At 63.6% G+C, this 26,402-nt stretch carries 22 protein-coding genes and 1 tRNA gene; 5 read left to right on the forward strand and 18 right to left on the reverse strand.

Annotation, left to right across the window (positions count from 1 at the left end):
• Positions 1–122: 122 nt before the first annotated feature.
• The 5 genes from H5P29_RS16910 to H5P29_RS16930 form a co-directional block, all read right to left on the reverse strand.
• Positions 123–3,902 carry a vitamin B12-dependent ribonucleotide reductase gene (locus tag H5P29_RS16910; RefSeq protein WP_067961478.1) on the reverse strand — a complete coding sequence of 1,260 codons (3,780 nt, stop codon included), beginning with the start codon at positions 3,900–3,902 and terminating at the stop codon, positions 123–125.
• A 633-nt stretch (positions 3,903–4,535) separates the two neighbouring features.
• Positions 4,536–5,027, reverse strand: a complete 492-nt coding sequence (locus H5P29_RS16915) for an NUDIX hydrolase (RefSeq protein WP_067966450.1) — start codon at positions 5,025–5,027, stop codon at positions 4,536–4,538.
• Between the two features lie 245 nt (positions 5,028–5,272).
• Positions 5,273–5,770, reverse strand: a complete 498-nt coding sequence (gene gpt, locus H5P29_RS16920; RefSeq protein ID WP_055970685.1) for a xanthine phosphoribosyltransferase — start codon at positions 5,768–5,770, stop codon at positions 5,273–5,275.
• Positions 5,771–5,887: 117 nt separating this feature from the next.
• Positions 5,888–6,727 carry a universal stress protein gene (locus H5P29_RS16925; RefSeq protein ID WP_067961480.1) on the reverse strand — a complete coding sequence of 280 codons (840 nt, stop codon included), beginning with the start codon at positions 6,725–6,727 and terminating at the stop codon, positions 5,888–5,890.
• Positions 6,728–6,819: 92 nt separating this feature from the next.
• Positions 6,820–7,578: a competence/damage-inducible protein A gene (locus H5P29_RS16930; protein ID WP_067961483.1), complete on the reverse strand. Its 759-nt coding sequence runs from the start codon at positions 7,576–7,578 to the stop codon at positions 6,820–6,822.
• Positions 7,579–7,760: 182 nt separating this feature from the next.
• Here H5P29_RS16930 and wrbA point away from each other — a divergent pair, with 182 nt between their 5' ends.
• Together wrbA and H5P29_RS16940 are read left to right on the forward strand one after the other, a co-directional pair.
• On the forward strand, positions 7,761–8,390 hold the full coding sequence (wrbA, locus tag H5P29_RS16935; RefSeq protein ID WP_067961485.1) for an NAD(P)H:quinone oxidoreductase type IV: 630 nt from the start codon (positions 7,761–7,763) through the stop codon (positions 8,388–8,390).
• 153 nt (positions 8,391–8,543) lie between these two features.
• Positions 8,544–9,527, forward strand: a complete 984-nt coding sequence (locus H5P29_RS16940) for an alpha/beta fold hydrolase (protein ID WP_067961487.1) — start codon at positions 8,544–8,546, stop codon at positions 9,525–9,527.
• Here H5P29_RS16940 and H5P29_RS32600 read toward each other — a convergent pair.
• The 10 genes from H5P29_RS32600 to H5P29_RS16990 all read right to left on the reverse strand — a co-directional run bounded on the left by H5P29_RS32600 (position 9,521) and on the right by H5P29_RS16990 (position 19,067).
• Complete coding sequence (locus H5P29_RS32600) at positions 9,521–9,652, reverse strand: SH3 domain-containing protein (protein ID WP_246670681.1); 132 nt, start codon at positions 9,650–9,652, stop codon at positions 9,521–9,523. The genes H5P29_RS16940 and H5P29_RS32600 overlap by 7 nt on opposite strands.
• Positions 9,653–9,967: 315 nt before the next feature.
• Positions 9,968–10,207, reverse strand: a complete 240-nt coding sequence (locus tag H5P29_RS16950) for a DUF2188 domain-containing protein (RefSeq protein ID WP_067961488.1) — start codon at positions 10,205–10,207, stop codon at positions 9,968–9,970.
• 638 nt (positions 10,208–10,845) lie between these two features.
• Positions 10,846–10,930 (reverse strand) — tRNA-Leu (locus tag H5P29_RS16955).
• Positions 10,931–11,128: 198 nt separating this feature from the next.
• Complete coding sequence (locus tag H5P29_RS16960; RefSeq protein ID WP_067961490.1) at positions 11,129–11,338, reverse strand: hypothetical protein; 210 nt, start codon at positions 11,336–11,338, stop codon at positions 11,129–11,131.
• A 183-nt stretch (positions 11,339–11,521) separates the two neighbouring features.
• Positions 11,522–12,373 (reverse strand): alpha/beta fold hydrolase, encoded by an 852-nt coding sequence (locus H5P29_RS16965; protein WP_067961492.1) that lies wholly within the window; start codon positions 12,371–12,373, stop codon positions 11,522–11,524.
• A 105-nt stretch (positions 12,374–12,478) separates the two neighbouring features.
• The gene (locus H5P29_RS16970) at positions 12,479–13,990 is read right to left on the reverse strand and encodes a tripartite tricarboxylate transporter permease (protein ID WP_067961494.1); all 1,512 of its coding nucleotides are present in this window, start codon (positions 13,988–13,990) and stop codon (positions 12,479–12,481) included.
• A gap of 10 nt (positions 13,991–14,000) precedes the next feature.
• Positions 14,001–14,462, reverse strand: coding sequence for a tripartite tricarboxylate transporter TctB family protein (locus tag H5P29_RS16975; RefSeq protein WP_067961496.1), 462 nt, complete (start codon positions 14,460–14,462; stop codon positions 14,001–14,003).
• Between the two features lie 221 nt (positions 14,463–14,683).
• Positions 14,684–15,661, reverse strand: a complete 978-nt coding sequence (locus H5P29_RS16980) for a tripartite tricarboxylate transporter substrate-binding protein (protein ID WP_067961498.1) — start codon at positions 15,659–15,661, stop codon at positions 14,684–14,686.
• A 212-nt stretch (positions 15,662–15,873) separates the two neighbouring features.
• On the reverse strand, positions 15,874–17,229 hold the full coding sequence (locus H5P29_RS16985; RefSeq protein WP_067961500.1) for a sigma-54 dependent transcriptional regulator: 1,356 nt from the start codon (positions 17,227–17,229) through the stop codon (positions 15,874–15,876).
• A complete protein-coding gene (locus H5P29_RS16990) occupies positions 17,226–19,067 on the reverse strand; it encodes a sensor histidine kinase (protein WP_246670682.1) in 1,842 nt (613 codons plus the stop codon). Before H5P29_RS16990 ends, H5P29_RS16985 begins: the two co-directional genes overlap by 4 nt.
• Positions 19,068–19,189: 122 nt before the next feature.
• Here H5P29_RS16990 and ade point away from each other — a divergent pair, with 122 nt between their 5' ends.
• On the forward strand, positions 19,190–21,001 hold the full coding sequence (gene ade, locus H5P29_RS16995) for an adenine deaminase (protein ID WP_067961502.1): 1,812 nt from the start codon (positions 19,190–19,192) through the stop codon (positions 20,999–21,001).
• Between the two features lie 83 nt (positions 21,002–21,084).
• On the opposite strand, the gene H5P29_RS17000 is transcribed toward ade, so the two are convergent.
• Together H5P29_RS17000 and H5P29_RS17005 are read right to left on the reverse strand one after the other, a co-directional pair.
• On the reverse strand, positions 21,085–22,197 hold the full coding sequence (locus H5P29_RS17000; protein ID WP_067961506.1) for an alpha/beta hydrolase: 1,113 nt from the start codon (positions 22,195–22,197) through the stop codon (positions 21,085–21,087).
• Between the two features lie 144 nt (positions 22,198–22,341).
• Positions 22,342–23,799, reverse strand: coding sequence for a TrkH family potassium uptake protein (locus H5P29_RS17005; RefSeq protein ID WP_067961509.1), 1,458 nt, complete (start codon positions 23,797–23,799; stop codon positions 22,342–22,344).
• Positions 23,800–23,952: 153 nt separating this feature from the next.
• Here H5P29_RS17005 and ilvA point away from each other — a divergent pair, with 153 nt between their 5' ends.
• Positions 23,953–25,209 (forward strand): threonine ammonia-lyase IlvA, encoded by a 1,257-nt coding sequence (gene ilvA / locus H5P29_RS17010; protein ID WP_154384025.1) that lies wholly within the window; start codon positions 23,953–23,955, stop codon positions 25,207–25,209.
• On the forward strand, positions 25,206–25,745 hold the full coding sequence (locus tag H5P29_RS17015) for a DUF1697 domain-containing protein (protein ID WP_067961514.1): 540 nt from the start codon (positions 25,206–25,208) through the stop codon (positions 25,743–25,745). The genes ilvA and H5P29_RS17015 overlap by 4 nt, the downstream gene beginning before the upstream one ends.
• A gap of 51 nt (positions 25,746–25,796) precedes the next feature.
• Here the strand turns inward: H5P29_RS17015 and gloA are convergent, their stop codons facing one another.
• Positions 25,797–26,237: a lactoylglutathione lyase gene (gene gloA / locus H5P29_RS17020; RefSeq protein ID WP_154384026.1), complete on the reverse strand. Its 441-nt coding sequence runs from the start codon at positions 26,235–26,237 to the stop codon at positions 25,797–25,799.
• Between the last annotated feature and the right edge of the window lie 165 nt (positions 26,238–26,402).

A 26,402-nucleotide genomic window follows, 5' to 3' on the forward strand; every position in this document is an offset into this window, starting at 1 on the left:
AGCTGCGCACTCTTCGCTGCTTCCCTCACTTCTCATCGAGGAGCGGCCGTTTCGCCGCTCCAGGAACACAACATTGGCTTTCAGGCACACAACTTTGGGTGTCCGCCCACTGCTGGCCAGCCTCAGCTGCACCCTGATGTCGCGCCGCAGGTATCGCACTTTTCGCAGGTGCCGTTTCGGACCATGGTGAAGTTCTGGCACTCGGAGCAGGAGTTGCCGGTGTAGCCCTGCAGCATCGACTTGGCGCGGCGGTCGGCGGCGACTTTCTTGGCGTCGGAGGCTTCCTGGGCGGCGGCGTCGGTGAACAGCGACGTCGTCACCGTTTCCTCCGTCTCCTCAACGGTGATTTCCTCGGCCAGTTCCTTGGCGCGCTCCTCATAGTCGCGCTTGTAGGCGGTCGATTCCTCAGCCGAGATCGCAGCCTTTGGCGACAGCGACAGCACGTTGGAGCCGGAGAAGGCGGTCACCGGTGTCGCGCGCGCCGGGGCGGTGGTGGCCGAACCCTTGGGGTCGTTGCCGGCGCCGGCCGAGACGACCTTGAGCGGCGAGGCACCGCGGGTCAGGCCCTTGGAGAAGGGCAGGGCCTTGCCTTCGGTGATGCCCTTGCCAAGTGCGGTCTTGTCGAAGTCCGACTGGTCGACATGGGCGAGGTCGTGGCGGCCGAGGTAGCTGACGGCGAGCTCGCGGAAGACGTAGTCGAGGATAGAGGTGGCGTTCTTGATGGCATCGTTGCCGATGACCATGCCGGCCGGCTCGAACTTGGTAAAGGTGAAGGCTTCGACATATTCATCGAGCGGCACGCCGTACTGCAGGCCGAGCGAGATCGCGATGGCGAAGTTGTTCATCATCGCACGGAAGGCAGCGCCTTCCTTGTGCATGTCGATGAAGATTTCGCCCAAGCGGCCGTCGTCGAACTCGCCGGTGCGCAGATAGACCTTGTGGCCGCCGACGACAGCCTTCTGGGTGTAGCCCTTGCGGCGGTTCGGCAGCTTCTCGCGGTCGCGGTAGAGACGCTCGATGACGCGCTCGACGATCTTTTCGGTGACCTGTACCGCCTTGGCGGCGGCAGGTGCTGCGATCAGCGCCTCGACGACCTCGTCTTCATCCTCGTCCTCGTCAGCGATCAGCGAGGCATTTAGCGGCTGCGACAGCTTCGAGCCGTCGCGGTAGAGCGCGTTGGCCTTCAGCGCCAGCTTCCATGACAGCATGTAGGCGCTCTTGCAGTCCTCGACCGTCGCCTCGTTGGGCATGTTGATGGTCTTGGAGATGGCGCCCGAGATGAAGGGCTGGGCTGCCGCCATCATGCGGATGTGGCTGTCGACCGAGAGATAACGCTTGCCGATCTTGCCGCAGGGATTGGCGCAGTCGAACACGGCAAGGTGCTCTTCTTTCAGGAAGGGCGCTCCCTCGAGGGTCATCGCACCGCAGACATGGATGTTGGCGGCTTCGATGTCCTTCCTGGAGAAGCCGATGGCCGGCAGGATTTCGAACGAGAAATCGTTGAGCTGCGCGTCGGTGAAGCCAAAAGTCTCCTTCACCCAGTCGGCACCCAGCGTCCACTGGTTGAACACGAACTTGATGTCGAAGGCGCTCTTCAGCGCCGCATTCAGCGCTTCGATCTTCTCGTCGGTGAAGCCCTTGGCCTTCAACGAGCCGGGGTTGATGCCGGGTGCCTGGTTGAGATTGCCGTGGCCGACGGCATAGGCCTCGATCTCGGCGATCTGGGCCTCGGTGTAGCCGAGCGTGCGCAGCGCCTCGGGTACTGCACGGTTGATGATCTTGAAGTAGCCGCCGCCGGCGAGCTTCTTGAACTTGACCAGTGCGAAGTCAGGTTCGATGCCTGTGGTGTCGCAATCCATGACAAGGCCGATCGTGCCGGTCGGCGCGATCACGGTTGCCTGGGCGTTGCGGTAGCCGTGCTTTTCGCCCAGCTCGATGGCGAGGTCCCAGGCAGCGCGGGCGTGGCTGACCAGCTCCTGCTGCTTGACGTCGCTTGCCACCAGCGGCACCGGATTGACCGACAGCTTCTCGTAGCCGTCCTTGTCGCCATAGGCGGCGCGGCGGTGGTTGCGCATGACACGCAGCATGTTGTCGGCGTTGCGGTCGTAATCGGCAAAGGCGCCGAGCTCGGAGGCCATCTCGGCCGAGGTGGCATAGGCAATGCCGGTCATGATCGCGGTCAGAGCTGCGCCGATGGCGCGGCCTTCGTCGCTGTCATACGGAATGCCCGAGGTCATCAGCAGGCCGCCGATATTGGCATAGCCCAGACCAAGCGTACGGTACTCGTAGGACAGCTTGGCGATTTCCTTGGACGGGAACTGCGCCATCATGACCGAGATTTCGAGCACCATGGTCCACAGCCGCACGGTGTGCTCGTAGGCGGCGATGTCGATGCTGCCGTCGGCGTTGCGGTAGGGCAAAAGGTTGATCGACGCCAGGTTGCAGGCGGTATCGTCGAGGAACATGTATTCCGAGCACGGATTGGAGCCGCGGATCGGGCCGGCAGCCGGGCTGGTGTGCCAGTCGTTCATCGTGGTGTTGAAGTGCAGGCCCGGATCGGCCGAAGCCCAGGCGGCGTAGCCGATCTTTTCCCACAGGTCGCGCGCCTTGAGCGTCTTCATCACCTTGCCGTCCTTGCGGGCGGTCAGGTGCCAGTCGCCATCGGTTTCCACGGCGCGCAGGAAGTCGTCCTTGAGCGAGACCGAGTTGTTGGAGTTCTGGCCCGAAACGGTGAGGTAGGCTTCCGAATCCCAGTCGGTGTCGTAGGTCTTGAACTCGATCGAGGTGTAGCCCTGCTTGGCGAACTGGATGACGCGGTAGATGTAGTTTTCCGGCACCGCGTTCTTCTTGGCGGCCTTGATCTCGCGCTTGAGCGCGGTGTTGATCGCCGGATCGAAGCAATCGTCATCCTGGCCTTCGCAGTTGACGCAGGCAGCCATGATCTTGGCGAGGTGCTGCTTGACGATCTTGGAGCCGGTGACGAGTGCTGCGACCTTCTGCTCTTCCTTCACCTTCCAGTCGATATAGGCCTCGATGTCGGGGTGGTCGGCGTCGACGACGACCATCTTGGCGGCGCGGCGGGTGGTGCCGCCTGACTTGATGGCGCCGGCGGCACGATCGCCGATCTTAAGGAAGCTCATCAGGCCCGACGAACGGCCGCCACCGGACAGCTTTTCGCCTTCGCCGCGCAGCATCGAGAAGTTGGAGCCGGTGCCCGAGCCATATTTGAACAGCCGTGCCTCACGCACCCACAGGTCCATGATGCCACCCTCGTTGACGAGGTCGTCCTGGACGCCCTGGATGAAGCAGGCATGCGGCTGCGGATGTTCGTAGGACGACTTCGACTTGGTCAGCTTGCCGGTGAAGGGGTCGACATAGAAGTGGCCCTGGCCGGGACCGTCAATGCCATAGGCCCAGTGCAGGCCGGTGTTGAACCACTGCGGCGAGTTCGGTGCGACGCGCTGGGTGGCGAGCATGTAGGCCAGTTCGTCCTTGAAGGCGCGGGCGTCGCCTTCGGACTTGAAATAGCCACCCTTCCAGCCCCAGTAGGTCCAGGTGCCGGCGAGGCGGTCAAAGACCTGACGGGCGTCGGTCTCGGAGCCATAGCGTTCGTTCTCGGGCAGCTTTTCCAGTTCGGCTTCGTCGGGGATCGAGCGCCACAGGAAGGAGGGGACGTCGTTCTCCTCGACCTTCTTCAGGCGGGCGGGCACCCCGGCCTTGCGGAAATATTTCTGCGCCAGGATGTCGGCAGCGACCTGGCTGAACTGCGCCGGCACGTCGATGTTGTCGAGGCGGAACACCACCGAACCGTCGGGGTTCTTGATCTCGGATAGGGCCTTGCGGAATTCGATCTCCGCATAGGCCGATTGTCCATCCTTGGTGAAACGCCGCTCGATGCGCATCGGTCGATTTCCTTTTGTCTATATATAGCGTCTTTCGCGGGAGATTTCCCGTTGCTGATGCGAAAGACGCAAGCCCGTTGATCCGGCTGCCTGGACAGCCGGTTGCCTTTTCCCGGACTAGCCGCCGCCTGGCTGGAGAATCTCCTTGCGGAGACTGCTTTCCTCAAGCCTGCGGCCCGCACCGGGCCCGTCGAACTGAAACTTTGATTGCGATTCCCTCATGGAGGGACAACTCACACTATCTAGCGTTCAGACTGCCTGCAAACACTAAATATAGTGTTAACAGAAGATTTCCGCCAGTCCCCAATTTTTACCCGCAAACCTCTTGGACACCCCGGAACCGCGCGCGAAACCACCCCGTCTGTGGGGGTGCAAATGCGAGCGGGAACTCACTAAATCTGGAGAAAAGGACCGGCCTCAGAACTTTCCGGTCACGTGCTCAACAAGCGCGCTTGAGTCATAAAAAGCGACTCGGCCGTTAACGTCAAGAAGTCGTTTGTGCAGTTTTTGTGACCCCAACATCTTGTGTGTCACTTGTGTGGATAACGGGGAGAACCGGCCGCGTGAACGAAGCCGGCGAAAGGGCGGTCAGGGCGGGCCGCGAACCCTGGACTGCGCGGGCGCAAGCCCGTTTCAGGCGGCGAATTTTCCGTGCGCGGCACCGAAGGACGAGATCAGCCGGCAAAGATCGGGTTCGTTCACCATGCGCGCGGCTTCACTGGGCGAGACCCACTTGCGCGTGCGCTGGCGCCGCTCCTTCCACTTCTCGGCGACCTTGCGCACCTCGAGCGGATAGACGAGCACCTCGCAGGCGACCTGCTCGCCGTTGGAAAGCTCCTTGAGATAGAAATAGCGGCCGGCTTCGTGGGTGTCGACCGATCCGCTGAGGCCGGCTTCTTCGCTCGCCTCGCGCGCTGCGGTCTCGCACAGCCGTTCGGACGGTTCCGGCCAGCCCTTGGGCAGCACCCAGCGTCCGGTGTCGCGGCTGGTGATGAGCATGACCTCGATGCCGGTTGCAGTGCGGTGCCAGGGCAGGGCGGCGACCTGCATTCGGCACGGCGTCGCGCCGAACAGGCGGCGAATCCGCTCAAGAAGGTGATTGTGGTAGCTTGGCTTCATAAGCATCGGCAGTCCCACCCAGCCAGAAGACTCATATGCCGCGTAACGAATTGTACGGTTAATCCTCCGTAACAAAAGTAAATAGATTGATAATGAAGGCGCCCGGCACGCATCGGCCCGAAAATCGCAATCGATTTTCGGAAAACACGATGCGAACCCTGGATAGTCAGAGCGTCCTTTGCGCGTCCGAACAGGACGCGCGGCGCTCTAACGGCCGGGCCGCTCGAGACTTCGGAGACAGGCGTCGCGGCTCAGCCCATGTGGTCTTCGGCGATGGGCTTCTGGTAGGTGAAGCCGAGATCCCAGGGGAAATAGATCCAGGTGTCCTGCGACACCTCGGTCACGAAGGTGTCGACCAGCGGCCGGCCTTTGGGCTTGGCGTAGACGGTGGCGAAATGCGCCTTGGGCATCATCGCGCGCACGATCGCGGCGGTCTTGCCGGTGTCGGTCAGGTCGTCGACGATCAGCACGTTCTCGCCTTCGCCTTCGAGCAGCGAGGGCGTGATCTCCTTCAGCACCTGCAGCTGACCCTGCGAGGTGTAGTCGTGATAGGAGGCGATGCAGATCGTCTCGATCAGGCGGATGCCGAGTTCGCGTGAGATGATGGCCGCGGGCACCAGGCCGCCGCGGGTGATGCAGACGATCGCCTTCCACTGCGGGTTGACGCCGGCGAGACGCCACGCGAGCGCACGCGCGTCGCGATGGAACTGGTCCCAGGATACGGGAAAGGCTTTTTCGGGAAGGGACATTTGACGCGCACTCCGGCTCGGCGCGCCATATGGCGCGGAAATATGGGAATGCAGGCGGAATTAGCCGGAAAGCCCCGTCCTTGGCAAGGGCGGGGCGGCAGGAGTTGTGCGGTAATCTTACCGCGACAGCAGGATAGCCGTGTCGCCGGCCTGCAGGACGTTGCGGGTGACGCCGCCGAACAGGAATTCGCGGATCCAGGAATGGCTGTAGGCGCCCATCACCAGGAGGTCCGCGCCGGTTTCGACAACCTTGTTGTGGATGACGGCATCGACCGTGTGGCCGCGCGATTCCTGAACACTGACCGACACTTTGGCGCCATGGCGGGCAAAGGCGGAGGCGATCTCCGCACCTGCCGCGTCCATGCTCTGGGCTGCTGTTTCGACCGGATCGATGACCAGGATTTCGGTGGCGTCGGCCTCGATGATGAAGGGCAGGGCGTCAAAGGCAGCGCGGGTGGCTTCGCGGCTGCCGTTCCAAGCGATCAGAATGCGGCGGAATGTCGAGATCAGCGGCGCGGCATGCGGCACGACAAGCACCGGCCGGCCTGCCTCGTAGATCAAAGAGTCTATATCGGCGGCAACAGAGTCCTTCGCATCCGGAGATGCCTGGGCGACGATGACGATGTCGGCGCAACGTGCGCTTTCGACCCCCGACAGCGCGCTGTCGCCGGAAAAGCTCTCGAAACTGCGCCATTCGAACGACACGCCCGACGTCTCGATGCGCGACAGGAATGCCTTCTGCACCTTTTCGGCGCGCTCCTTGCACAGGTCGGCATTGGCCTGGATGAATTCGGTGTCGGGAAATCCGACAGCCGTCGTGTAGGGCATGGCCAGCGCCTCGGCGTGGACGCCGATCAGGTGGCTTTCGTGCCGGTCGGCAAACGGGATCGCCACGTCGAGAACGCGGCTAACGTCGCGTTCGCTCTGGATGATGGCAACGATTGTCTTGAACGGCATGGAACCCTCCTTTGTGCGCAGAAATCTGCTCAGCAAAGAAACACTATCATGGGGCTACTTGTTCCCATGTGACCTGGATCAAGTGTTTGGGATCAAGTCGTTGTGGCGGCTTTGGCAGCAGCTGCGATGTCGGCGAGCATGGCCTCGATGGCGATACGGGCGGCGTCCATGGCCTGCTCGGAGCGGGAGCGCACGACGAGTTCGGTCCAGAAGCTGCCGTCAAGATATTTCGGGTAGGAGCCGATAATGGTGTCGGGATGCGCCTTCTGGATCTCGCCGAGCGGGCCGCCTATGGTGCCTTCGCCATAGGGACACTGCACCGTCGTCGACAGCAGCTTGGCGCCGGTCCTGAGGGTGGGCATGACATTGTCAAGCATCGCCTGGAAAATCGACGGTACGCCGGCCATGACGTGGACGTTGCCGATGCGGAAGCCGGGCGCCACCGAGACCGGGTTCTCGATCAGCTCGGCGCCGCGCGGGGTGCGCGCCATGCGCTTGCGCGCTTCGGAGAATTCGAGGCCGCGCGAGGCGTAGTTGGCCTCCAGCATGGCATAGGCGCGCGGCTCGTATTCGCAGGGCACGCCGAATGCCTTGGAGATCGAGTCGGCGGTGATGTCGTCATGCGTCGGTCCGATGCCGCCCGTGGTGAAGACGTAGTCGTAGCGGGCGCGCACCGCATTGACCGCGGCGACGATCTCGTCCTCGTCGTCGGCTACAACGCGCACTTCCCGGAGGTCGATGCCGGCGGCGGTCATCATGTCGGCGAGGTGGCCGATATTCTTGTCCTTGGTGCGGCCGGACAGGATCTCGTCGCCGATGACGACCATTGCTGCGGTGACGATGTCGGCCATGTCGAATGCTCCGTTCAAAGGCAACAGTGAGATACAGCCGAGAGCACAAGCGGGCAATGGTCGCTGTTTGGTGAACGATGCGTCACGTATTGGCACGCTTTCATTGAACGCGCATTGGATTACATCTCTCCCCAGACGCCGACCCAAGACGGCGCAACGAGATTTTCCCGCTGGAGTTTGAAATGGCTAAGATTCTTGTTCTCTACTATTCGAGCTGGGGCCACATGGAGCAGATGGCCAAGGCCGCTGCCGAAGGAGCCCGCGCCGCCGGCGCCGACGTGACCATCAAGCGTGTTCCCGAGCTTGTGCCCGAGGCAGTCGCCAAGGCCGCCTACTACAAGCTCGATCAGGAAGCGCCGATCGCCGACCCGCTTGAACTGGCCGACTATGACGGCATCATCATCGGCACCGCCACCCGCTACGGCACAATGGCCTCGCAGATGAAGAACTTCCTCGACCAGACCGGCCCGCTCTGGGCCAAGGGCGCGCTGCTCGACAAGGTCGGCTCGGTGATGGTGTCGACCGCGACCCAGCATGGCGGCGCCGAACTGGCGCTCATCAACGCCCAGATCCACCTGCAGCACCACGGCATGGTCATCGTTCCGCTGTCCTATGCCTACCAGGGCCAGATGGGCAATGACGTCGTCCGTGGCGGCGCACCTTACGGCATGACCACCACCTCGGACGGCGACGGTTCGCGCCAGCCTTCGGCACAGGAACTCGAAGGCGCCCACTTCCAGGGCAAGCGCGTGGCCGAGATCGCCATCCGCCTGCATGGCAAGGGTTCGAACGCCGTGAAGGAAGTTGCATAACAGGGACGTTGCTTAACAACGAACTTGCTTAACAGCTTCGGATCGTTATGATTTTTGTGAACGGGCGGCCGCTGGGCCGCCCGTTTTGCATTGGTGTGTTTGAGCCCGCGCTCCTGAGCGGCTAGACTGCCGGCATTGCTTCCAGGAGGTTCGATGGCGACGACGATTCTCGGCTGGGTGGCCAGCATCGCCTTCCTAGCCATTGCCCTTGTCGGCGGCTATTTCGTGCTGGCGACACGCAGGATATCGGCACAGGCAGAACGCGCCGTGCCGGCCAGCGGCAAGTTCCTGCAACTGGGCCGCCACAACATTCATTATGCCGACGAAGGGCAGGGCCGGCCGATCCTGTTCATCCACGGCCTCGGCGCGCAACTGCACCATTTCCGCCATCCGCTGTTTCCCGAACTCGCCGAATTCAGATGCATCGCACTCGATCGGCCGGGCTCGGGCTATTCCATCCGGCCGGCCGGCTTTTCCGGCAGCCTGGTCGAGCAGGCCGAACTGGTCGCGCGCTTCATCGAAAGACTTGGGCTGGAGCGGCCGCTTGTCGTCGGCCATTCGCTTGGCGGTGCGGTCGCATTCACGCTGGCGCAAAACCATCCGCAGGCGGTGTCGGGTCTGGTGCTGCTGTCGCCGCTGACACATCTGGAGAACGAACTGCGGCCGGAATTCCGCTCGCTCTACATCAAGTCGCGGCTGAAGCGCCGTCTGGTGGCGGAGACGATTGCCATACCGACGAGCCTGAAATACGCGCCGCAGACCTTGGCCTTCCTGTTTTCGCCGCAGGCGGCACCGAAGGATTATGGCACGTCAGGCGGCGGTTTTGCCGGGCTGCGGCCGAGCCATTTCTACGCGTCCTCAGCCGACATGGTGGCGATCGAGCTTAATCTCGGCGCCATCGAGGCGCGTTATGGCGAGCTCGACCTGCCGGTCGCGGTGATGTTCGGCACCGCCGACCGTGTGCTCGACTACCGGCTGCACGGTGAACCCCTGATCGGCAGGATCAAGGGCTTGGAGCTCGACCTGGTCGAAGGCCTCGGCCACATGCCGCAATTCGTCGTGCCGCAACGGGTGGCGGCGATGATCCGGCGCATTGCTGCCAAGGCATTCGCCTCGGAACGGGCCGAAGGTCAGTAGCCGCAGGAATTGCTCATCCATCTGCGGTGGGCCCAGCCTTCAAAACCGTCGACGCCGACGAAGTACCAGCTGCCGCGCCTGTCAGTGATCTCGACGGTGTCGCCGTTGAACAACTGATGGATCATGGGCGCCGTGGCGCTCGGGCCGGCGCGCACGGCAACGAAGCCGGTGCCGCGGGCCAGGCTGTAGGTACGCGACAGGCCGTGAACGGTGCCTTCGCATATTGCGCCTGCGCCGGTGTCGCGACGCCGATGGATAGCGTTGCCGCAACGGTGGCAAGCACTGCGGCCGAGAGCGCCGCCTTGGTTGAAAATGCTGGTTTGCCTGCAAATACTGACATGAGCGACACTGTTCGGCCTCCGCCGAGCAACCGGCGTCTCGCCGGATGCCGGTGAGTATCGCTGACATGGCAAAAGGTTCAGGCAGTTCGTTGCAAACGGCTAGTCGGAGACTTCGGTGTCCGGCCTGTCGTCGCCTTTGGCGAGTTCGTCGTGCCAGCGGCCCTCCGCATCCTCGTACTGGATGCCGTCGGTCGAGCCGGCGACGCGCTGTTCGGCTGCCGCAGTCTCGGCGGCCTGCAGGGCGTGATTGTGGGTGGGGAAGGTCTCGGAAAAGGTGTCGTTGACCTTGTAGGCCCAGCCACCATCGTGCTGGACGATCTCATAGACGAGCTTGGCCATGGGTTTCCTCGTTGGGTGGGTTGTCGTTGTGCATCAGCGCCTCAAGGGGCCGTGCTGCCGCGAGTGTCCGCGCGCGACAGTGAGAAGAGCCTCACGACCGTCCCGGCCTATCCGGTGGGCATGGCAAATACGGTGAGCGGTAGGCGACCCAGTGCCGGGCGCAACGGTGCTTGCTGTCAGGCGACAACGGCCGGTCGTCTGGCGCGGAGGCGCAACAGATACACAGCGCGCAATGGATTCATATGCGACCATGCCCGCTCAAACGTTGCCGGGCGCAAATGGTTGCATGCCGTCAAACGGCGTTTTGGACGGTGCTATCTGGTCCGGTTCAGAGAGGGACGATGGAAAACACGACCCAGGCGCCGCAAACGGCGGCGGCAAGTCCAAGGCAGGCGCTACGGTGTTTTTCCCAGAAGTATGGCGCACGTTCCCAATTGTAGTGCATGTACTCGGCTCCCCACTCACAACGCCCCCACGCGGTGAAGTTGTATTTCACTCTGAAACAATCCGCAATTTTCCGGTGTGGTTGTGCGGTGACGAAAGAGTGTGAGCGTGGCAATTATGTCACGCTAATATGTGGGCGGATATGCCTCGCGATCGAGGCTCGATTCGCGTGCGCTGGGCAATGGAGCGATGTTTGGTGCGGACGGCGGGGATCGAACCCGCATAGCCGAGGCTGAGAGATTTTAAGTCTCTTGCGTCTACCAGTTTCGCCACGTCCGCTTGGCTCGCATTTCAACTGCGCAGGCGATTCCGTCAACTGGCCTTGTGCCGCCACCGGACCGTGACGGGCAATTGGTGTCCTGAATGGGGGCTGCCGCGCCATCCAGCTTGGGTCTGGATCGCGTCCCGCCGCGTGGGAACGATCAACTCCAGCAGGTGCTTGCCTTATGCGTCCGGTGTTCCGGGAAGCGCTTGTGGCTACTTCGTTCCGTTGAAATCGAGCAGCGGGGACACCGCTGCAGCATCCTTTTTCACCGACTTGCGGGGCGTCTTTCTGGCTGGCTTCTTGCCCGCCTCCTTCGTCGCGACATTTGCCGCTTCCTGCGGTACTGCGGCCGGCAAGGCCGCCTTTGCAGGCGTGGGTTTTGCTGCGGCCGGGGCCGCCTTTTCTGTGAACTTGATTGCCATGCTGTCCGCCATTTCATCGCGCCGCGAGTCAGCGGCCTTGGCCTTCCATACACGATTTGTTCCGCTTGGGGGCAATGAAGGGCATGGTCGATGCGACGAACGGCGGCGAGCCGGCGCAGCGGCCGATGGCGATCGCTTGTTGCGGTCGCCTGCAAAGGCAGAACGGGCGCTGCGGTTGAAAGTCTACTTCCCGTCGATGAACTCCAGCACCGATCTGTTGTACTCGTCCGGTGCCTGCAGCATGGCGAAGTGGCTGGCGTTGGGCAGGATGATCAGCTCGGCGCCGGGAATGATCGAGGCCATGTATTCGGTGTGCTTGCGCGTCACCGCCTCGTCATGGTCGCCGAGAACGATGGCCGTCGGCGCCGTTATCGTCGCCAGCTGTTCCTTGGTCCAATTCGGCTGCGTCTTCCACATCTCGCTGATCTGGCCGACGAAGGCGTCGTATTCGGTCGGCGTCTTGGACATCCTGGCATAGTCCCTGCCGGAGCGCTCGATATAGGCGCCGAAGGTCTTGTTGCTCTCGACACCGGGATCGACACCATCGGTGGTGACGTTGGCAGCATGTGCGTAGAGCCGCGTCAGGCGCTCCGGGTGCTTCATGGCGATGTCGATACCAATGATGCCGCCGTCGCTCCACCCGACGATCGCGGTCTTGTCGATCTTGAGATGGTCGAGCAGCGCAAGATAATCTGAGGCCATCAACTCATAGCCGAAGGGCTCGGTGGTGCGTGTCGAGCGGCCATGGCCGCGGCTGTCGGCGACGATCACCTTGTGGGTCTTGGAGAACTCGGCCACCTGGCCTGCCCAGATGTCGGCATGGCCGAGGCCGCCATGGATCAGCAGCACCGGGTCGCCCGAGCCGTACACGGCATAATACATGTCGATGCCGTTGACCTTGGCATAGCCGGTTTCGGTGGAGGCCGGCATGGCGGCCGGTTCCGGCAAGGTCAGCCAGCGCTCTTCAGCGCCCACTGCAGCAATGGAAAACAGTGAAACAAAAGCAACAACAACGGCAGTCCAGAAAGAACGCATGCCCGCCTCCGCCCATCTTGTGCGGCAAGTGACTGCCAATGCGCTGGAAAAGTCAACGGGCGGAAGATCCGCCCGTTGGTTTTGCTGCAAGTTGCTGGTTTTTGATCAGCCTTCTTCCTCGACGAAGACCTCGTCGCGCTTCTTGCGAACTGCCGGCAGCAGCACGACGATCAACACGCCCGCGGCTATCGCCAGCAGCAGGGCGCTGATCGGGCGGGTGAAGAAGGTCGTCGGGTCGCCGCGCGACAGGATCATGGCGCGGCGCAGGTTTTCCTCGAGCAGAGGTCCGAGCACGAAGCCGAGCAGCAGCGGCGCCGGCTCGCAGCGCAGCTTGACCAGCACGTAGCCAATGAAGCCGAAGAAGGCGACGGCATAGAGATCGAAGACGTTGGAGTTGACGCTGTAGACGCCGATTGCACAGAACGCCATGATGATCGGGAACAGCACGTAGTAAGGCACTGTCAGTAGCTTCACCCACAGGCCGATCAGCGGCAGGTTGAGGATGATCAGCATCAAATTGCCGATCCACATCGAGGCGATGATGCCCCAGAACAGCGCCGGCTGCTCGGTAGCCACATTGGGGCCGGGCACGATGCCCTGGATGATCATCGCACCGATCATCAGCGCCATGACGGGGTTGGCCGGGATACCGAGCGTCAGCATCGGGATGAACGAGGTCTGGGCACCGGCATTGTTGGCCGATTCCGGACCGGCGACGCCGGCGACCGCACCCTTTCCGAACTCTTCCGGGTTCTTGGAGACGCGCTTCTCCACCGTGTAGGAGGCAAACGCCGCAAGGATCGCGCCGCCGCCGGGCAGGATGCCGAGTGCGGAGCCGATTGCCGTGCCGCGCAGGATAGGTGCTGCCATCGCCTTGAAATCCTCGCGTGTCGGCATCAGGCCTGACACCTTGGCCATCAGCACTTCGCGGGTCTTTTCGCTTTCGAGGTTGCGCAGGATCTCGGCGATGCCGAAAACGCCGACGGCGACCGCGACGAAGTTGAGCCCGTCGGCATATTCGCGGATGCCCAGCGTGAAGCGTGGCGTTCCGGTGTAGATGTCGGTGCCGACGAGGCCGAGCAGCAGGCCGAGAACGACCATCGCCAGTGCCTTGACGATCGAGCCATGGGCAAGGGCGATGGATGAGACCAGGCCGACGACCATCAGCGAGAAGTATTCTGAGGCACCGAACTGCAGCGCGATCGCCGTCAGTGGCGGCGCGAAGATGGCAACCAGGAAGGTCGACACCGTGCCGGCGAAGAACGAGCCGATGGCGGCGATCGCCAGCGCCGCACCCGCACGTCCACGCCGGGCCATCTGGTAGCCGTCGATCGCGGTGACGGCGGAAGAGGATTCGCCCGGCATGTTGATCAGGATAGCCGTGGTCGAGCCGCCATATTGCGCGCCGTAATAGATGCCGGCGAGCATGATCAGCGAGGAGACGGGGTCGCCGATCTGGAAGGTGATCGGCAACAGCATGGCGATCGTTGCGGTGGCGCCGATGCCGGGCAGCACGCCGATGAGCGTGCCGAGCAGCACGCCGATCAGGCAGAAGCCGAGATTGTAGAGCGTCGAGGCGGTGGAGAAGCCAAGCGCGAGATTGTCGAAGAGTTCCATCTCATACCCCTCAGAACGGCAGCCAGGGGCCGAAGCGCTGGAATGGCAGGCCGAGTGCGTAGCTGAACACGACGACCGAAAACAGAGTCACGCCGGCGGCGAGCAAGACAGCAGCCAGCGGCTTCATCCGGGTCGAGGCGAAGGCAGCGATCAGGCAGGTGATGAAGATCGACGGCACGAAGCCGAGGCCGCGCACGGTGAGGCCGAAGAATATCGGCGCAGGCAGGATGAAGGCCAAGCCGCGCCAGGCGATCGGGCCGATCGGCTCGCCGGCTATGCGGGTGGCCTGGACGATGACGATGCCCCCGAGCAGGATCAGTACCAGAGCAAGCACGAGCGGGAAGTAACCCGGTCCCATGCGGAAAGTGGTGCCGAGGTCGAGGCCGAGCGACTGGATGGCGAAGAAGGCGCCGGTTGCGACGAAGATCGCGCCGCAGGCTCCATTGGTTGGGTCGATGGCGAGGTTTTTCATGCGAGGCCCTCTGCTGGCGCCTGACGTTCTGTGGCTGCCTTGTTCTGTTCCCCGTCCGCCTGCCTTGGCCTGGTCGCGCCTGAGGGCGACTAGGGAGCATCGAACGCGCGCATGATCGCGCGGCGTCGGCAATTGGCAAGGGGGTGCAGCGAATGGGCTTCTCCGTCGGGAGAAGGGGCAGCCGGAGAAGGGCCGCGCCGGAGCGCGGCCCGGGTCGTGGCTTAGTCGGCGAACTGGCCGGCAGCCTCGATGATCGGCTTCCAGCGCGCGATTTCGTCTTCGAGCTTGGCCTTCAGTGCTGCCGGGGTCGCGTCCGCCTCGGATGACGGGATGGTGCCGAGCTCGGCGAAGCGGGCAACGACGTTGGGGTCCTTCAGGGCCACCTGCAGCGACTTCGACAGGCGTTCGGTCACCTCGGCAGGTGTGCCCTTGGGCGCGTAGACGCCGTGCCAGATGCCGACTTCCATGCCCTCAAGACCGCCTTCCTTGGTGGTCGGCACGTCCTTCAGCACGTCGAGGCGGGCAGGCGAGGTGACGGCATAGGCCTTGATCGTGCCGGCCTGGATCTGCTTGGTGGTGTTGGTGGTCTGGTCGCACATGATGTCGACCTGGCCGCCGAGCAGATCGGTCATGGCAGGGCCGGTACCCTTGTAGGGCACGGTGACCAGTGGCGTGCCGATGGCGCTCATGAACAGCATGCCGCACAGATGGGATGCTGCACCGATGCCGGCGTTGGCGACGGTGACGGTGTCCTTGTTGGCCTTGGCGTATTCGACGAGACCCTTGAGGTCGGTCGGCGCGAGGTCCTTCTTGGCGACGATGGTCATCGGCACTTCGGTGACCAGGCCGACATATTCGAAGGCGTTCAGCGTGTCATAGGCGAGCTTGCGGTACAGCGTTGCACTGGTGGCCATGCCGATGTGGTGCAGCAACAGCGTGTAACCGTCCGGATCGGCGGAGGCGACGCGGCCGGCGCCGAGCGTGCCGCCGGCACCGCCGACGTTTTCGACGATGACCTGCTGGCCGAGATCCTTGGACATCGATTCAGCGACGAGACGGGTGACGGTGTCGGTCGGGCCGCCGGCGGCGAAGGGCACGACGACGGTGATGGTGCGTTCGGGATAGCCCGCGGCATTGGCAGCAAGCGGGAAAATGGCAACGGCGGCTGCCGTCGCCAGCGAGGCGATAAGTTTCTTCACGGAATCCTCCCAGATATCGGAACTCGACCTCCGCCTTGACCACAGCTCCTCCGGGGCCGGCGTCGGATGGCCGATTGGGCGGCAGCCGGAGCCGTTCCGCAATGTCACGCAGCCACTGTTGACGCATAAAATGCCATGTCGACCTCGATGGTGGGTGGAAAAGGTAACATCGGCCTTTCCCGGTGTGTGGAATTCCACACACCAAGCGGCCGCTACTGCTCGGAGGCATCCGCCATGCCGACCTGATTCTTGTCGAGACCATAGCGCTGCATCTTCTCGTAGAGCGTCTTGCGCGAGATGCCGAGCTGCTCGTAGACCGGCTTGAGGCTGCCGCCATGAGCGACGAGGGCTGCCTGGATGACGTTCTTCTCGAAGCCGGCGACGCGCTCGGCCAGGCGCTCGTCGCCGTCGCTGGAGCCCTCTTCGGTGGACTGCAGCCCGAGGCCGAGCACGAAACGGTCAGCGGCGTTGCGCAATTCGCGCACATTGCCGGGCCAGTCGCGCCGGGCGATGTCGGCGACGATGCGGGGCGGCACCTCCATCGCCTCGCGGCGGTAGCGCCCGGTTGCTTCGCGCACCAGCTGCAGGAAAAGCAGCGGCACGTCCTCGCGGCGCGCCGTGAGCGCGGGCATGCGCAAGGTCACGACGTTGAGCCGGTAGAGCAGGTCGGCGCGGAAGCGTCCGGCAGCAACCTCGGCGTCGAGGTCGGCCTTGCTGGTGGCGATGAAGCGTACGTCGAGCGGTATCGGCTCGTTGGAGCCGAGGCGAAAGATGATGCGGTCCTGGATGACGCGCAACAGCTTGGCCTGCAGGTCTGCCGGCATCGAGCCGATCTCGTCGAGAAGCACCGTGCCGCCACGGGCATGCTCGAACTTGCCGTAGCGTGGGCGCAGCGCGCCGGGGAAGGCGCCGGCCTCGTGACCGAACAGCTCGCTCTCGATCAGGGTTTCGGGCAGGGCGGCACAATTGATGGCGACGAAGGGTTTGGTGGCGCGGCTGCTGATGTCGTGCAGCGCACGAGCCGCCACTTCCTTGCCGGTGCCGGTGTCGCCGATGATCAGCGCGTCGGCATCGGTTCCGGCAATGGCGCGCAGCTTGTAGCGCAACTCGACCATGATGTTGCTGCGCCCGGGCAGGCGGGCCTCGAGGTCGTCGTTCTTGCCAGCTGCGGCGCGCAGTTCCCGGTTCTCGAGTACGAGCTTGCGCCGGTCGATGGCGCGCGCAGCCATTTCGGCAATGTGCTGGGAGGTGAAGGGTTTCTCGATGAAGTCGTAGGCGCCCTCGCGCATGGCGCGCACGGCAAGCTGGACATCGCCATGGCCGGTGACCAGGATGACGGGAATGTCGGGGTCGACCTCGTGGATGCGTCCCATCAGCGTCATGCCGTCCATTCCGGGCATGCGGATGTCCGAGACGACGACGCCGTTGAAGCCCTGGGTGATGAAGTCGAGGGCGCGCTCGCCGCTGGGGCTGTCCTGGACGGCGAGGCCGGCGAGGTCGAGCGACTGCGCGGTCGATCGGCGCAGCTCGTCCTCGTCGTCGACCAGAAGCACGACCGGCGGCTTCATTCCGCGGCCTCGCGCATGGCGGAGCGCATCGCATCGAGCTCGATCGTGAACAAGGCCCCGCCCTCAGCATGATTCATGACACCAAGACTCCCACCGAAGTCTTTGATGATATTGTATGAAATCGAGAGCCCGAGACCAAGGCCCTTGCCTACGCCCTTGGTCGAGAAGAACGGGTCGAAGATGCGTTCGGCGATGGCCTTGGGCACGCCGGGTCCATGGTCGCGTACAGTGATGGTGACCTTGCCGGCCTTGCGCCTGGCCATCAGTTCGATGCGGCGGTCGGGCAGGCCTTCGACGGCGTCGGCGGCATTGGTGACGATGTTGACCAGTACCTGCTGCAGGCGCACCGAGCCTGCCTTGATCGTCAACGGGCTCGGCCCGAGGTCGACGGACAGTGTCGCATCCGCTGCCTTGAGACGCCAGCCGACGATTTCCTGGGTGTCGTGGACGACCTCCTGCAGCGACACCGGGCCGAGCTTCTGGTTCGGCTTGCGGGCGAAATTGCGCAGATGCCTGCTGATCGAGGCCATGCGGTCGGTGAGGCTCGAAATACGCGAGACGTTGTCGCGGGCCTCGGCGACGCGCTCGCGGTCGATCAGGATCGCGGCATTGTCGGCATAGGTCTTCACCGCAGCCAACGGCTGGTTGAACTCGTGCGACAGTGCCGCCGACATCTGGCCGAGGGCCGCGAGCTTGCCTGCCTGGATGAGGTCGGCCTGGGTCTGGCGCAACTGTTGCTCGGTGGCGCGGCGCTCGGCGACCTCGGTTTCCAGCCGTGTGTTGACCAGTGCCAGGTCGGCTGTGCGCTCCTCGACGCGGCGTTCGAGCTCCTGTTGCGCCGACTGCTGCATCTGCATGCGTTCTGCGAGCCGAGCACGGCGCTGCAGGACGATGGCACCGGCGAGTGCCGCTAGGCCGAGCGCCAGCAGGGCAAGCACGACAGCCGTCAGCGACTGGGCGCGGGCGGAACCCGTGTCGGCCAGCACATGCACCGTCCAGCCAGCCTCGGGCATCTCCTCTGCAACCTCGAGGAACTCGCGGGTGTTGCCGCGTTCGCTTATCGCCAGCAATTCGCGGCCGTCGGCCATGAAGCGCGACACGGGCAGGTTGCGCAGGATCGCATCGGAATAGCGACGCGAGGCGGTGGTGCGCGCCAGCATCTCTGAAGTCAGCGGCTTCATGCTCGAATAGAGCCAGAGCGGGCGGCTGCTCATGAAGATGATGCCTTCGGGGTCTGTAACCGTCAGCTCGAAGTCGCCGCCGCGCCAGGAGGCCTCGATCTCCTCGATATGGACCTTGAGCACGACGACGCCGGCGACGCGCTCGCCGAGTATTACCGGCGCCGAGAAGTAGTAGCCGCGCATATTGGACATGACACCGAGCGCAAAGAAGCGGCCGATGCCGCCGCGGATGGCATCCTGGTAGTAGGGGCGGTAGGAATAGTTCTCGCCGACGAAGGTGGTGGGCAGGTCGTAATTGCTGGCCGAGATCGTGTCGCCGCCCGGCTTGATCAGATAGATATCAGACGATTCGAGCAGACCGTTGATCGACTTGAGGTAGCGGTTGGCCACGTCGCGCAGCGCCTGGTCGTCGGGCGAGGCGAGCAGCAGCTGGATGTCGTCATTGTCGGCGATCAGCTGTGGCAGCGACTTGTAGCGGCTGATCTGGCCGGTGAGAGCCGAGACGGCAAGCCGGAGCGTCGTCTGTCCACGCGCCTCGGCTTCATCCATGTAGGCGCGCGTGGCGAGCCGGCCGCCCAGCACCACGATCGCAAGCGCCAGCGCTGCCAGGGCAAGCCCCGGCCACAACAAGCGGCGACCGTTAAGAAAATGCTGCATGACGCGGCCCGAACCGTTTCTGCCGCCAAGTATAGCGGGGCGGTGATGCCGCACAACCAAGGCTCTGTTTTCCGTCGCGGCTTTCGCTACAGTCGTTGCGAAAGAACACAGGATTCCTTGCAATGCCCAACACGACCGCCTTCGCCAAGCCGCGCCCCTGGACCGAGACCGCACCTGCACTGGTCGACGTCGCGATGGGCCGCAAGCCGGCCGACCTCGTCATCCGCAACGGTCGCTGGGTGAACGTGCATTCGGGCGAGATCATCCCCGGCACCGACCTGGCCATATCAGCCGGCCGCTTCGCATATTGCGGGCCGGACGCCAGCCACGCCATCGGCCAGGGCACCAAGGTCGTTGACGCCGGCGGGCGCTATCTCGTGCCGGGCCTGTGCGACGCGCATATGCATGTCGAGAGCGGCATGGTCACCGTCACCGAGTTTTCCCGCGCCGTCATTCCGCACGGCACCACCTCGATGTTCATCGACCCGCACGAGATCGCCAATGTGCTCGGCCTCAAGGGCGTCAGGCTGATGCATGACGAGGCGCTGGCCATGCCGATCAACGTCCATGTGCAGATGCCGTCCTGCGTGCCGTCGGCGCCGGGGCTGGAAAATGCCGGTGCGGTGCTGACCGTCGAGGACGTTGCCGAGGCGATGAGCTGGGAGAACATCGTCGGCCTGGGCGAAGTGATGAACTTCCCCGGTGTCGCCGCCAACAACCCGGTTATGACAGGCGAGATCGCCGAGACGGTGAAGGCCGGCAAAACCGTCGGCGGCCACTATGCTTCGCCCGACCTCGGCCTGCCGTTTCACGGCTATGTCGCCGGCGGGCCAGAGGACGACCATGAGGGCACCCGCGCCGAGGACGCTATCGCCCGCGTCCGTCAGGGCATGAAGGCGATGCTCCGTCTCGGCTCTGCCTGGTACGACGTTGCCAGCCAGATCAAGGCTGTGACCGAGATGGGCATCGACCCGCGCAACTTCATCCTCTGCACTGACGACAGCCATTCCGGCACGCTCGTTCATGACGGGCACATGGACCGCGTCGTTCGCCACGCCATCCAGCAGGGGTTGAAGCCGGTGACCGCGATCCAGATGGCGACGATCAACACCGCCCAGCATTTCCGCCTCGAGCGCGAGATCGGTTCGATCGCGCCGGGCAGGCTGGCCGACGTGCTGATCGTCTCGGATCTGGCCGAAATGAAGATCGACGAGGTTTATGCCCGCGGTGTGCGCGTCGCCAAGGCTGGCAGGCTCGACATCGACATTCCGGCCTATGCCTATCCCACTGAGGCCAAGAACACGGTCAAGCTTGGCAAGCAGCTCGGCGCGCTCGATTTCGACATCAAGGCACCCGAGGGCGCCAACGAGGTGCGCGTTCGTGTCATCGGCGTCATCGAGAACCAGGCACCGACGCGCGCGCTGGAGGCCGACCTGCCGGTCGAGGATGGGCTGGTCGGCATGGACCGCCGCAACGACGTCTGCCAGATCGCGCTTGTCGAGCGCCACCGGTCCACGGGGCAGGTGACCAACGCCTTCGTCTCGGGCTTCGGCTACGTGAAGGACTGCGCGCTGGCGTCGACGGTCGCCCATGACAGCCACCACATGATCGTCGTCGGCACCAACAAGGCGGACATGGCGCTGGCCGCAAACCGGCTCGGGCAGGTCGGCGGCGGAGTCGTGCTGTTCTCCCAGGGCAAGGAGCTGGCGCTGGTCGAGATGCCGATCGCCGGCCTGATGTCGGACGAGCGCGCCGAGATCGTCGCCGCCAAAGCCGACAAGCTTGTGCAGGCAATGCGCGACATGGGCTGCAGCCTCAACAACGCTTACATGCAGCACTCGCTGCTGGCGCTGGTGGTGATCCCCGAACTGCGCATCTCGGATGTCGGTCTGGTCGATGTCAGGACCTTCGAGAAGGTCGATTTGTTCGTCTGAGGCGGAAGCCAAGGGCAGGGACAAAAAAGGGCGCCCAAGAAGGGCGCCCAAGGCGCCCTTTTTTCATTCCTGTAGCGGCGGCCCTACTGCAGCCCGCCGAGCATGTTGATGCGGTCAGTGACCTCGCGGTCGCTGGCAAAGCCGTCGTCGGCGCGCAGGCGCTGGCCGAGCAGCTTCACCATCTGCGGGTTGTCGGCGAATTTGGTGTGGTTGAAGCTGTCCGCACCCCTTGCATCCGACAGGTCGACGACGATGACGCCGTATTCGGCGAGGTCGGCGGCGTTCTTGTAATCGCCGAGGCGCGGCTTGGAGCCGGCCAGGATGCCCGACAGCTTGAGTGCGCGGTCGTCGCCCGAGGTCATCAGGAAGAACGGCTTGGTCGGCTTGCCGTACCGGCGCATCTGGCTCTTGAATACGTCGACGTCGATGTCGGGTGAGGCGAGAACCACGTCGCCGAGCTTGCCGCCAAGGTCACGGTCGCCGGTCAGCGCCAGCTGGCGCAGCGCTTCCATGGTTACCCAAGTGCCCATCGAATGCGCGACGATGTCGATGCGGCGCGCACCCGACTGGGCGAGCATGCGCAGCGTCACCTCGAGCTGGTCACGTGCGGCCGCAGCACTTTCCCTGTCATAGACATAGTCGGTCGTGCTGCCGCCGGACGCCCATGAAAACAATACCGGCGTGCCGGTATAGCCCGAGTCATGCGCGATCTGGGTAGCGCGGTAGACGCCGGCGTCGAAGGAGGTGTTGTAGCCGTGTACGAACAGCATTGCGCGGCCGCCACGTGCGGCGATGTCGGCGCTGAGCGCCTTGGAGAACTCGGGCTGCGTCTGGTAGCCGACCGCGTTGGTGGCGGTGAAGAATTTGGTCGGATCCGGGTCCTTGCGGCCGCGCAGTTCGATCTGGCCGGTTTTGTGGACCTTGGGAACGGTCACGTCGACGCGGGCGAAGTTCAGCGTCGCCGAACGGTCGCGGTCGAAGACCTCCTTGTTGTCGGCGGCGTACTGGCGCGTCGAGGCGACGAAGATCGCATGGTTGCCGGCGATCTCCTGGACCGGGACATTGACCACGGCACCCGTCAAAAGCGCGCCGGACGGCTGCCCGATGCAACCGGACAACAGGAGGGCGACAATGACAAGGCAGTATTTCGACGGCGACACTTTGGCGATCTCTCTGACGGGCAGTGCATTCAGCATGCCTTCCTCCCGACCGGCTCATAGTGGCGGAAGTAAGTCGGGTCCAGCCGAAAGTAACAGCTTCGGCGGAAGTCGGTGGAGGAGTGTTGCCGGATTGCCGAAATTGTGGCGGAAACAAGGGCTTCCGCACCGGAGTTCACAGAGTTAGCGACCCCAGAAAGTTGGCGTGAAGATCACGAGCACGGCGAGGATTTCAAGGCGGCCGAGCAGCATTGCGGCCGAGCAGATCCACTTGGCGGCATCGGGCAGCGAGGCGAAGTTGCCGACGGGGCCGATGATCGGGCCGAGACCGGGGCCGACATTGGTGAGGGCGGTAAGCACGCCCGTCATCGACGTCACGAGATCGAGGCCGGTGGCTGCCATCAGGATCGTCCCGATGCCCCAGATGACGAAGAAGGACGCGATGAACAGGACCACCGCGCTTTGCATTTCAGGTGGCACGGAGCGGTCGCCATAGCGCACCGGCGTCACCGTGTTGGGATAGATCAGGCGGCGCAAGCCGTTGGCCAGAAGTTCGAAGAGGATCAGGAAACGGTAGGCCTTGATACCGCCGGTGGTGGAGCCGGAGCAGCCGCCGAGAAAGGTGGCGACGAAAATGCAGGCGACGGCAAACGGCCCCCAGAGCGTGTAGTCGTCGGAAGCGAAACCGGTCGTCGAGATGATCGACATGAAGTTGAAGGCGGTGTGGCTGAGGGTCATGAAGAACGGCATGCCGGTGCGGACGCTGAGATAGACTGCGACCGCCACCGCAAAGACGACGTAGTAGCCGGCAAAGATCCGGATCTGCGGGTCGCGCAGCGCGTCGAGCCGGCCGCGAACGGCAAACAGGATCATGATCGAAAACGGCAGCGAGCCGATGAACATGAAGGTGGTTCCGATCCACAGGATCGCAGGCTCGCCTGCATAACGCATGAAGGACGTGTCGCTGGTCGACATGCCGCCCGTGGCGAGCGTTGCCATGGCGTGATTGACTGCATCGAAGCCAGTCATGCCTGCGGCAGCGTAGGCGAAAGCGCAGGTGACGACGAGCGTGGTGTAGATGCCGATCAGGCTGACCGTGAAGGTCTGGAAACGCTCGAAGGGGCGGTCTTCAATGTCGGAGGATTCGATCTTGAAGTAGGAAACGCCGCCGATATTGAGGAACGGCAGCAGGAACAGGCCGAGCGCAATGACGCCGAGGCCGCCCATGTAGTTGAGCAGCGAGCGCCAGATCAGAACGCCTGGAGGCGCGGTGTCGAGCCCGCTGATGACGGTCGAGCCTGTCGTGGTGATGCCCGAGACCGATTCAAAAAAGGCATCTGTGACGCTGAGCTGCAGTGACGACGTCATGAACGGCACGGCCCCCGCGATCGCCAGCGTGAGCCAGAGGAAATTGACCAGCAGGAAGCCGAAGCGGGTGTTGGCGGGAGGCGTGCGCCCCTGTGTCGCCAGCGCTATGGCCAGCGACAGGCCGCCCATGAACAAGGCGGTGAAGGCGAAGGAGCGCCAGTCGTCATTGCCGTAATAGAGGTCGACGGCCGCCGGTAGGAGCATTGCAACGGACAGGTAGATGGCAAAGACGGCTGCGATGTGGATCGCGGCGCGGACGGCAATTCTGTTCACCGAGACGTATCCCCAAATGTATCGCGGCGAGCCAATCTGTCGGCCTGGACCTGGTGGCGGGAGCCGGACAGTGGCTTCACGGCGCCGAATATGCAATAGCGCAGGGACGCGGGCCACAGCATTTGCCCGGTCGATTTCAGGAGTGCCTTCGCCATGACCAGTTTTGCCGAAAGGGTTTCGCTGGCAGCCGGGGCAGTCAGGCAGCTGTTTCCCGAGACGCCGCTGCAGGAGAACGACTATCTCTCGCGCAAGACTGGCGCACGCGTGCTGTTGAAGCGCGAAGACCTTACGCCGGTGCGCTCTTACAAGATCCGCGGCGCGTTGAACTTCTTCCGCAAGACGCTTGCCGCCGGCAATGAGGCCGAGCTGTTCGTCTGTGCGTCGGCCGGCAATCACGCCCAGGGTTTTGCCTTCGTCTGCCGGCATTTCGCCAAGCGGGGCGTGGTGTTCATGCCGGTGACGACGCCACAGCAGAAGATCGACAAGACGCGGCTGTTCGGTGGCGAGTTCGTCGAGATCAAGCTCGTCGGCGACTTCTTCGACGACTGCTATCGCGCCGCCCTGGAGTTTTGCGAAAGCTCGGGCGGCCACATGGTGCCGCCTTTCGACCACAAGGACATCATCGAAGGCCAGGCGACAGTGGCGCTCGAGATCGCCGCCCAGATGCCGAATGGGCGTGCACCCGACATGGTGCTGCTGCCGGTCGGCGGCGGCGGATTGTCGGCCGGCGTGACGCGCTATTTCGCCGAGACGGGTGCTGCACCACGCTTCGTCTTCTGCGAGCCGGCGGGTGCGCCCAGCCTGCGCGACAGCCTCGCCACCGGCAAACGGGTCAAGCTCGCCAAGGTCGACAATTTCGTCGACGGTGCGGCCGTCGGCGAGCTCGGTCGCGAGCCGCTGCGCCTGCTCAAGGATTTTCCGGCCGACAGCGTCCATCTGGTTCCGGAGAACCGCCTCTGCGCCACGATGATCGAGATGCTCAATATCGAGGGCGTGGTGCTGGAACCTGCCGGTGCCTTGGCGATCGACACTCTCAAGGACTTCTCGAAGAAAGAGCTCAAGGGCAAGACCGTGGTGGCGGTGGTGTCGGGCGGCAATTTCGACTTCGAGCGCCTGCCCGACGTCAAGGAGCGGGCGCTGCGCTTCGAGGGGTTGAAGAAATACTTCATCATCCGCTTCCCCCAGCGGCCCGGCGCGCTGCGTGATTTCCTCGAGCTCATGGGCCCGGACGACGACATCACGCGTTTCGAATATCTCAAGAAGTCGGCACGCAATTTCGGCTCGGTGCTGATCGGCATCGAAACCAAGGACCGGCGCAACTTCGACCTGCTCAAGGCGCGTTTCGATGTCGAGGGCGTGCAGTATCAGGACATCACCGACAATGAGACGCTGGGCGGCTTCATCATATGAGCGTGTTCGTCGCGCTGTTTTCCGGCATCAATGTCGGCGGCAACCGCCTAGTCAGGATGGCTGAACTCAGGACATTCTTCGAAGAGCTCGGCTTTGCCGACGTTGCGACCTACATCCAGAGCGGCAACGTGGTGTTCGGAGCCGAGGCTTCCGAAGCCGGTCCACTGACCGAGCGCATCGAGGCGGCGTTCGAAAAGCGCTGGGGCTTTCGCTCGCGGATCATGGTGCGCGACCTCGGCTGGCTCGAGGCGCTGGTGGCAAACAATCCTTATCCCGAAGTGGCAGATGATCCGACCAGGCTGCATGCGAGCGCGCTGGAGCGTGAGCCGACCGCCGAAGAGATCGCGCGGCTGGCGGAGCGCTGCACCGGTCCTGAAAGCTTCGCGGTCAAGGGCGACGTTCTCTACCTTCACGCCCCCGATGGTCTCGGCAAGTCAAAGTTCGCCGAGATGCTGCCGCGCACCCTGAAGGTGCCGGGCACGATGCGCAACTGGCGCACCGTGCTGACCTTGCTCGACATGGCCCGGAAGGCCTGAGCCTCCCCGGCGTGTGCCGTCGAAACCGGTCCCGGTTTCGGGCTGGCGCTGTTACCAGCTGCCGATATTGGGCATCGACAGCCAGGGTTCCGCCGGGGCCTGGCGCTCACCCTTCTGCAGCAGTTCGATCGAGATGCCGTCGGGCGACTTGATGAAGGCCATGTTGCCGTCGCGGGGCGGGCGATTGATGGTGACACCCTTGTTCATCAGGTCTTGGCAGGTGGCGTAGATGTCGTCGACCTCATAAGCGAGGTGGCCGAAATTGCGGCCGCCCTGATAGTCTTCCGTGTCCCAGTTGAAGGTCAGTTCGAGCAGCGGCGTCTGGCGCTCGCTGCCGGCGCCGACGTCTTCGTCGGCGGCGAGGAAGATCAGCGTGTAGCGACCCTTTTCGTTGGTGGAGCGACGGATCTCCTTCATGCCGAACTTGTTGCAGTAGAAGTCCAGTGAGGCGTCGACGTCTTTGACGCGGACCATGGTGTGCAGATAGCGCATCGCTGTTCCTTGGGTTGGGGTTCGGGGCGATACATAGGGCGGGGCCCGCACGCTCGGCAACCATGGCCGTGCGTTTTCTGCGGAACTGGCGCGAAGCTTGTGGCTATCCGGGGGGCAAGTCGAAAAATGGCCGGTCGGCCCTTGCGTAAGACCAAAACGGAAGTG

Origin of the sequence: Aminobacter sp. MDW-2 (genome assembly GCF_014250155.1) — a bacterium.
Taxonomy (GTDB): Bacteria; Pseudomonadota; Alphaproteobacteria; order Rhizobiales; family Rhizobiaceae; genus Aminobacter; species Aminobacter ciceronei.

Bases quoted from the DNA above. Each gene is read 5' to 3' on its own strand.
- H5P29_RS16910 (WP_067961478.1), bottom strand. From the start codon at position 3,902: ATGCGCATCGAGCGGCGTTTCACCAAGGATGGACAATCGGCCTATGCG.
- H5P29_RS16915 (WP_067966450.1), bottom strand. From the start codon at position 5,027: ATGCTTATGAAGCCAAGCTACCACAATCACCTTCTTGAGCGGATTCGC.
- gpt (WP_055970685.1), bottom strand. From the start codon at position 5,770: ATGTCCCTTCCCGAAAAAGCCTTTCCCGTATCCTGGGACCAGTTCCAT.
- H5P29_RS16925 (WP_067961480.1), bottom strand. From the start codon at position 6,727: ATGCCGTTCAAGACAATCGTTGCCATCATCCAGAGCGAACGCGACGTT.
- H5P29_RS16930 (WP_067961483.1), bottom strand. From the start codon at position 7,578: ATGGCCGACATCGTCACCGCAGCAATGGTCGTCATCGGCGACGAGATC.
- wrbA (WP_067961485.1), top strand. From the start codon at position 7,761: ATGGCTAAGATTCTTGTTCTCTACTATTCGAGCTGGGGCCACATGGAG.
- H5P29_RS16940 (WP_067961487.1), top strand. From the start codon at position 8,544: ATGGCGACGACGATTCTCGGCTGGGTGGCCAGCATCGCCTTCCTAGCC.
- H5P29_RS32600 (WP_246670681.1), bottom strand. From the start codon at position 9,652: ATGATCCATCAGTTGTTCAACGGCGACACCGTCGAGATCACTGACAGG.
- H5P29_RS16950 (WP_067961488.1), bottom strand. From the start codon at position 10,207: ATGGCCAAGCTCGTCTATGAGATCGTCCAGCACGATGGTGGCTGGGCC.
- H5P29_RS16960 (WP_067961490.1), bottom strand. From the start codon at position 11,338: ATGGCAATCAAGTTCACAGAAAAGGCGGCCCCGGCCGCAGCAAAACCC.
- H5P29_RS16965 (WP_067961492.1), bottom strand. From the start codon at position 12,373: ATGCGTTCTTTCTGGACTGCCGTTGTTGTTGCTTTTGTTTCACTGTTT.
- H5P29_RS16970 (WP_067961494.1), bottom strand. From the start codon at position 13,990: ATGGAACTCTTCGACAATCTCGCGCTTGGCTTCTCCACCGCCTCGACG.
- H5P29_RS16975 (WP_067961496.1), bottom strand. From the start codon at position 14,462: ATGAAAAACCTCGCCATCGACCCAACCAATGGAGCCTGCGGCGCGATC.
- H5P29_RS16985 (WP_067961500.1), bottom strand. From the start codon at position 17,229: ATGAAGCCGCCGGTCGTGCTTCTGGTCGACGACGAGGACGAGCTGCGC.
- H5P29_RS16990 (WP_246670682.1), bottom strand. From the start codon at position 19,067: ATGCAGCATTTTCTTAACGGTCGCCGCTTGTTGTGGCCGGGGCTTGCC.
- ade (WP_067961502.1), top strand. From the start codon at position 19,190: ATGCCCAACACGACCGCCTTCGCCAAGCCGCGCCCCTGGACCGAGACC.
- H5P29_RS17000 (WP_067961506.1), bottom strand. From the start codon at position 22,197: ATGCTGAATGCACTGCCCGTCAGAGAGATCGCCAAAGTGTCGCCGTCG.
- ilvA (WP_154384025.1), top strand. From the start codon at position 23,953: ATGACCAGTTTTGCCGAAAGGGTTTCGCTGGCAGCCGGGGCAGTCAGG.
- H5P29_RS17015 (WP_067961514.1), top strand. From the start codon at position 25,206: ATGAGCGTGTTCGTCGCGCTGTTTTCCGGCATCAATGTCGGCGGCAAC.
- gloA (WP_154384026.1), bottom strand. From the start codon at position 26,237: ATGCGCTATCTGCACACCATGGTCCGCGTCAAAGACGTCGACGCCTCA.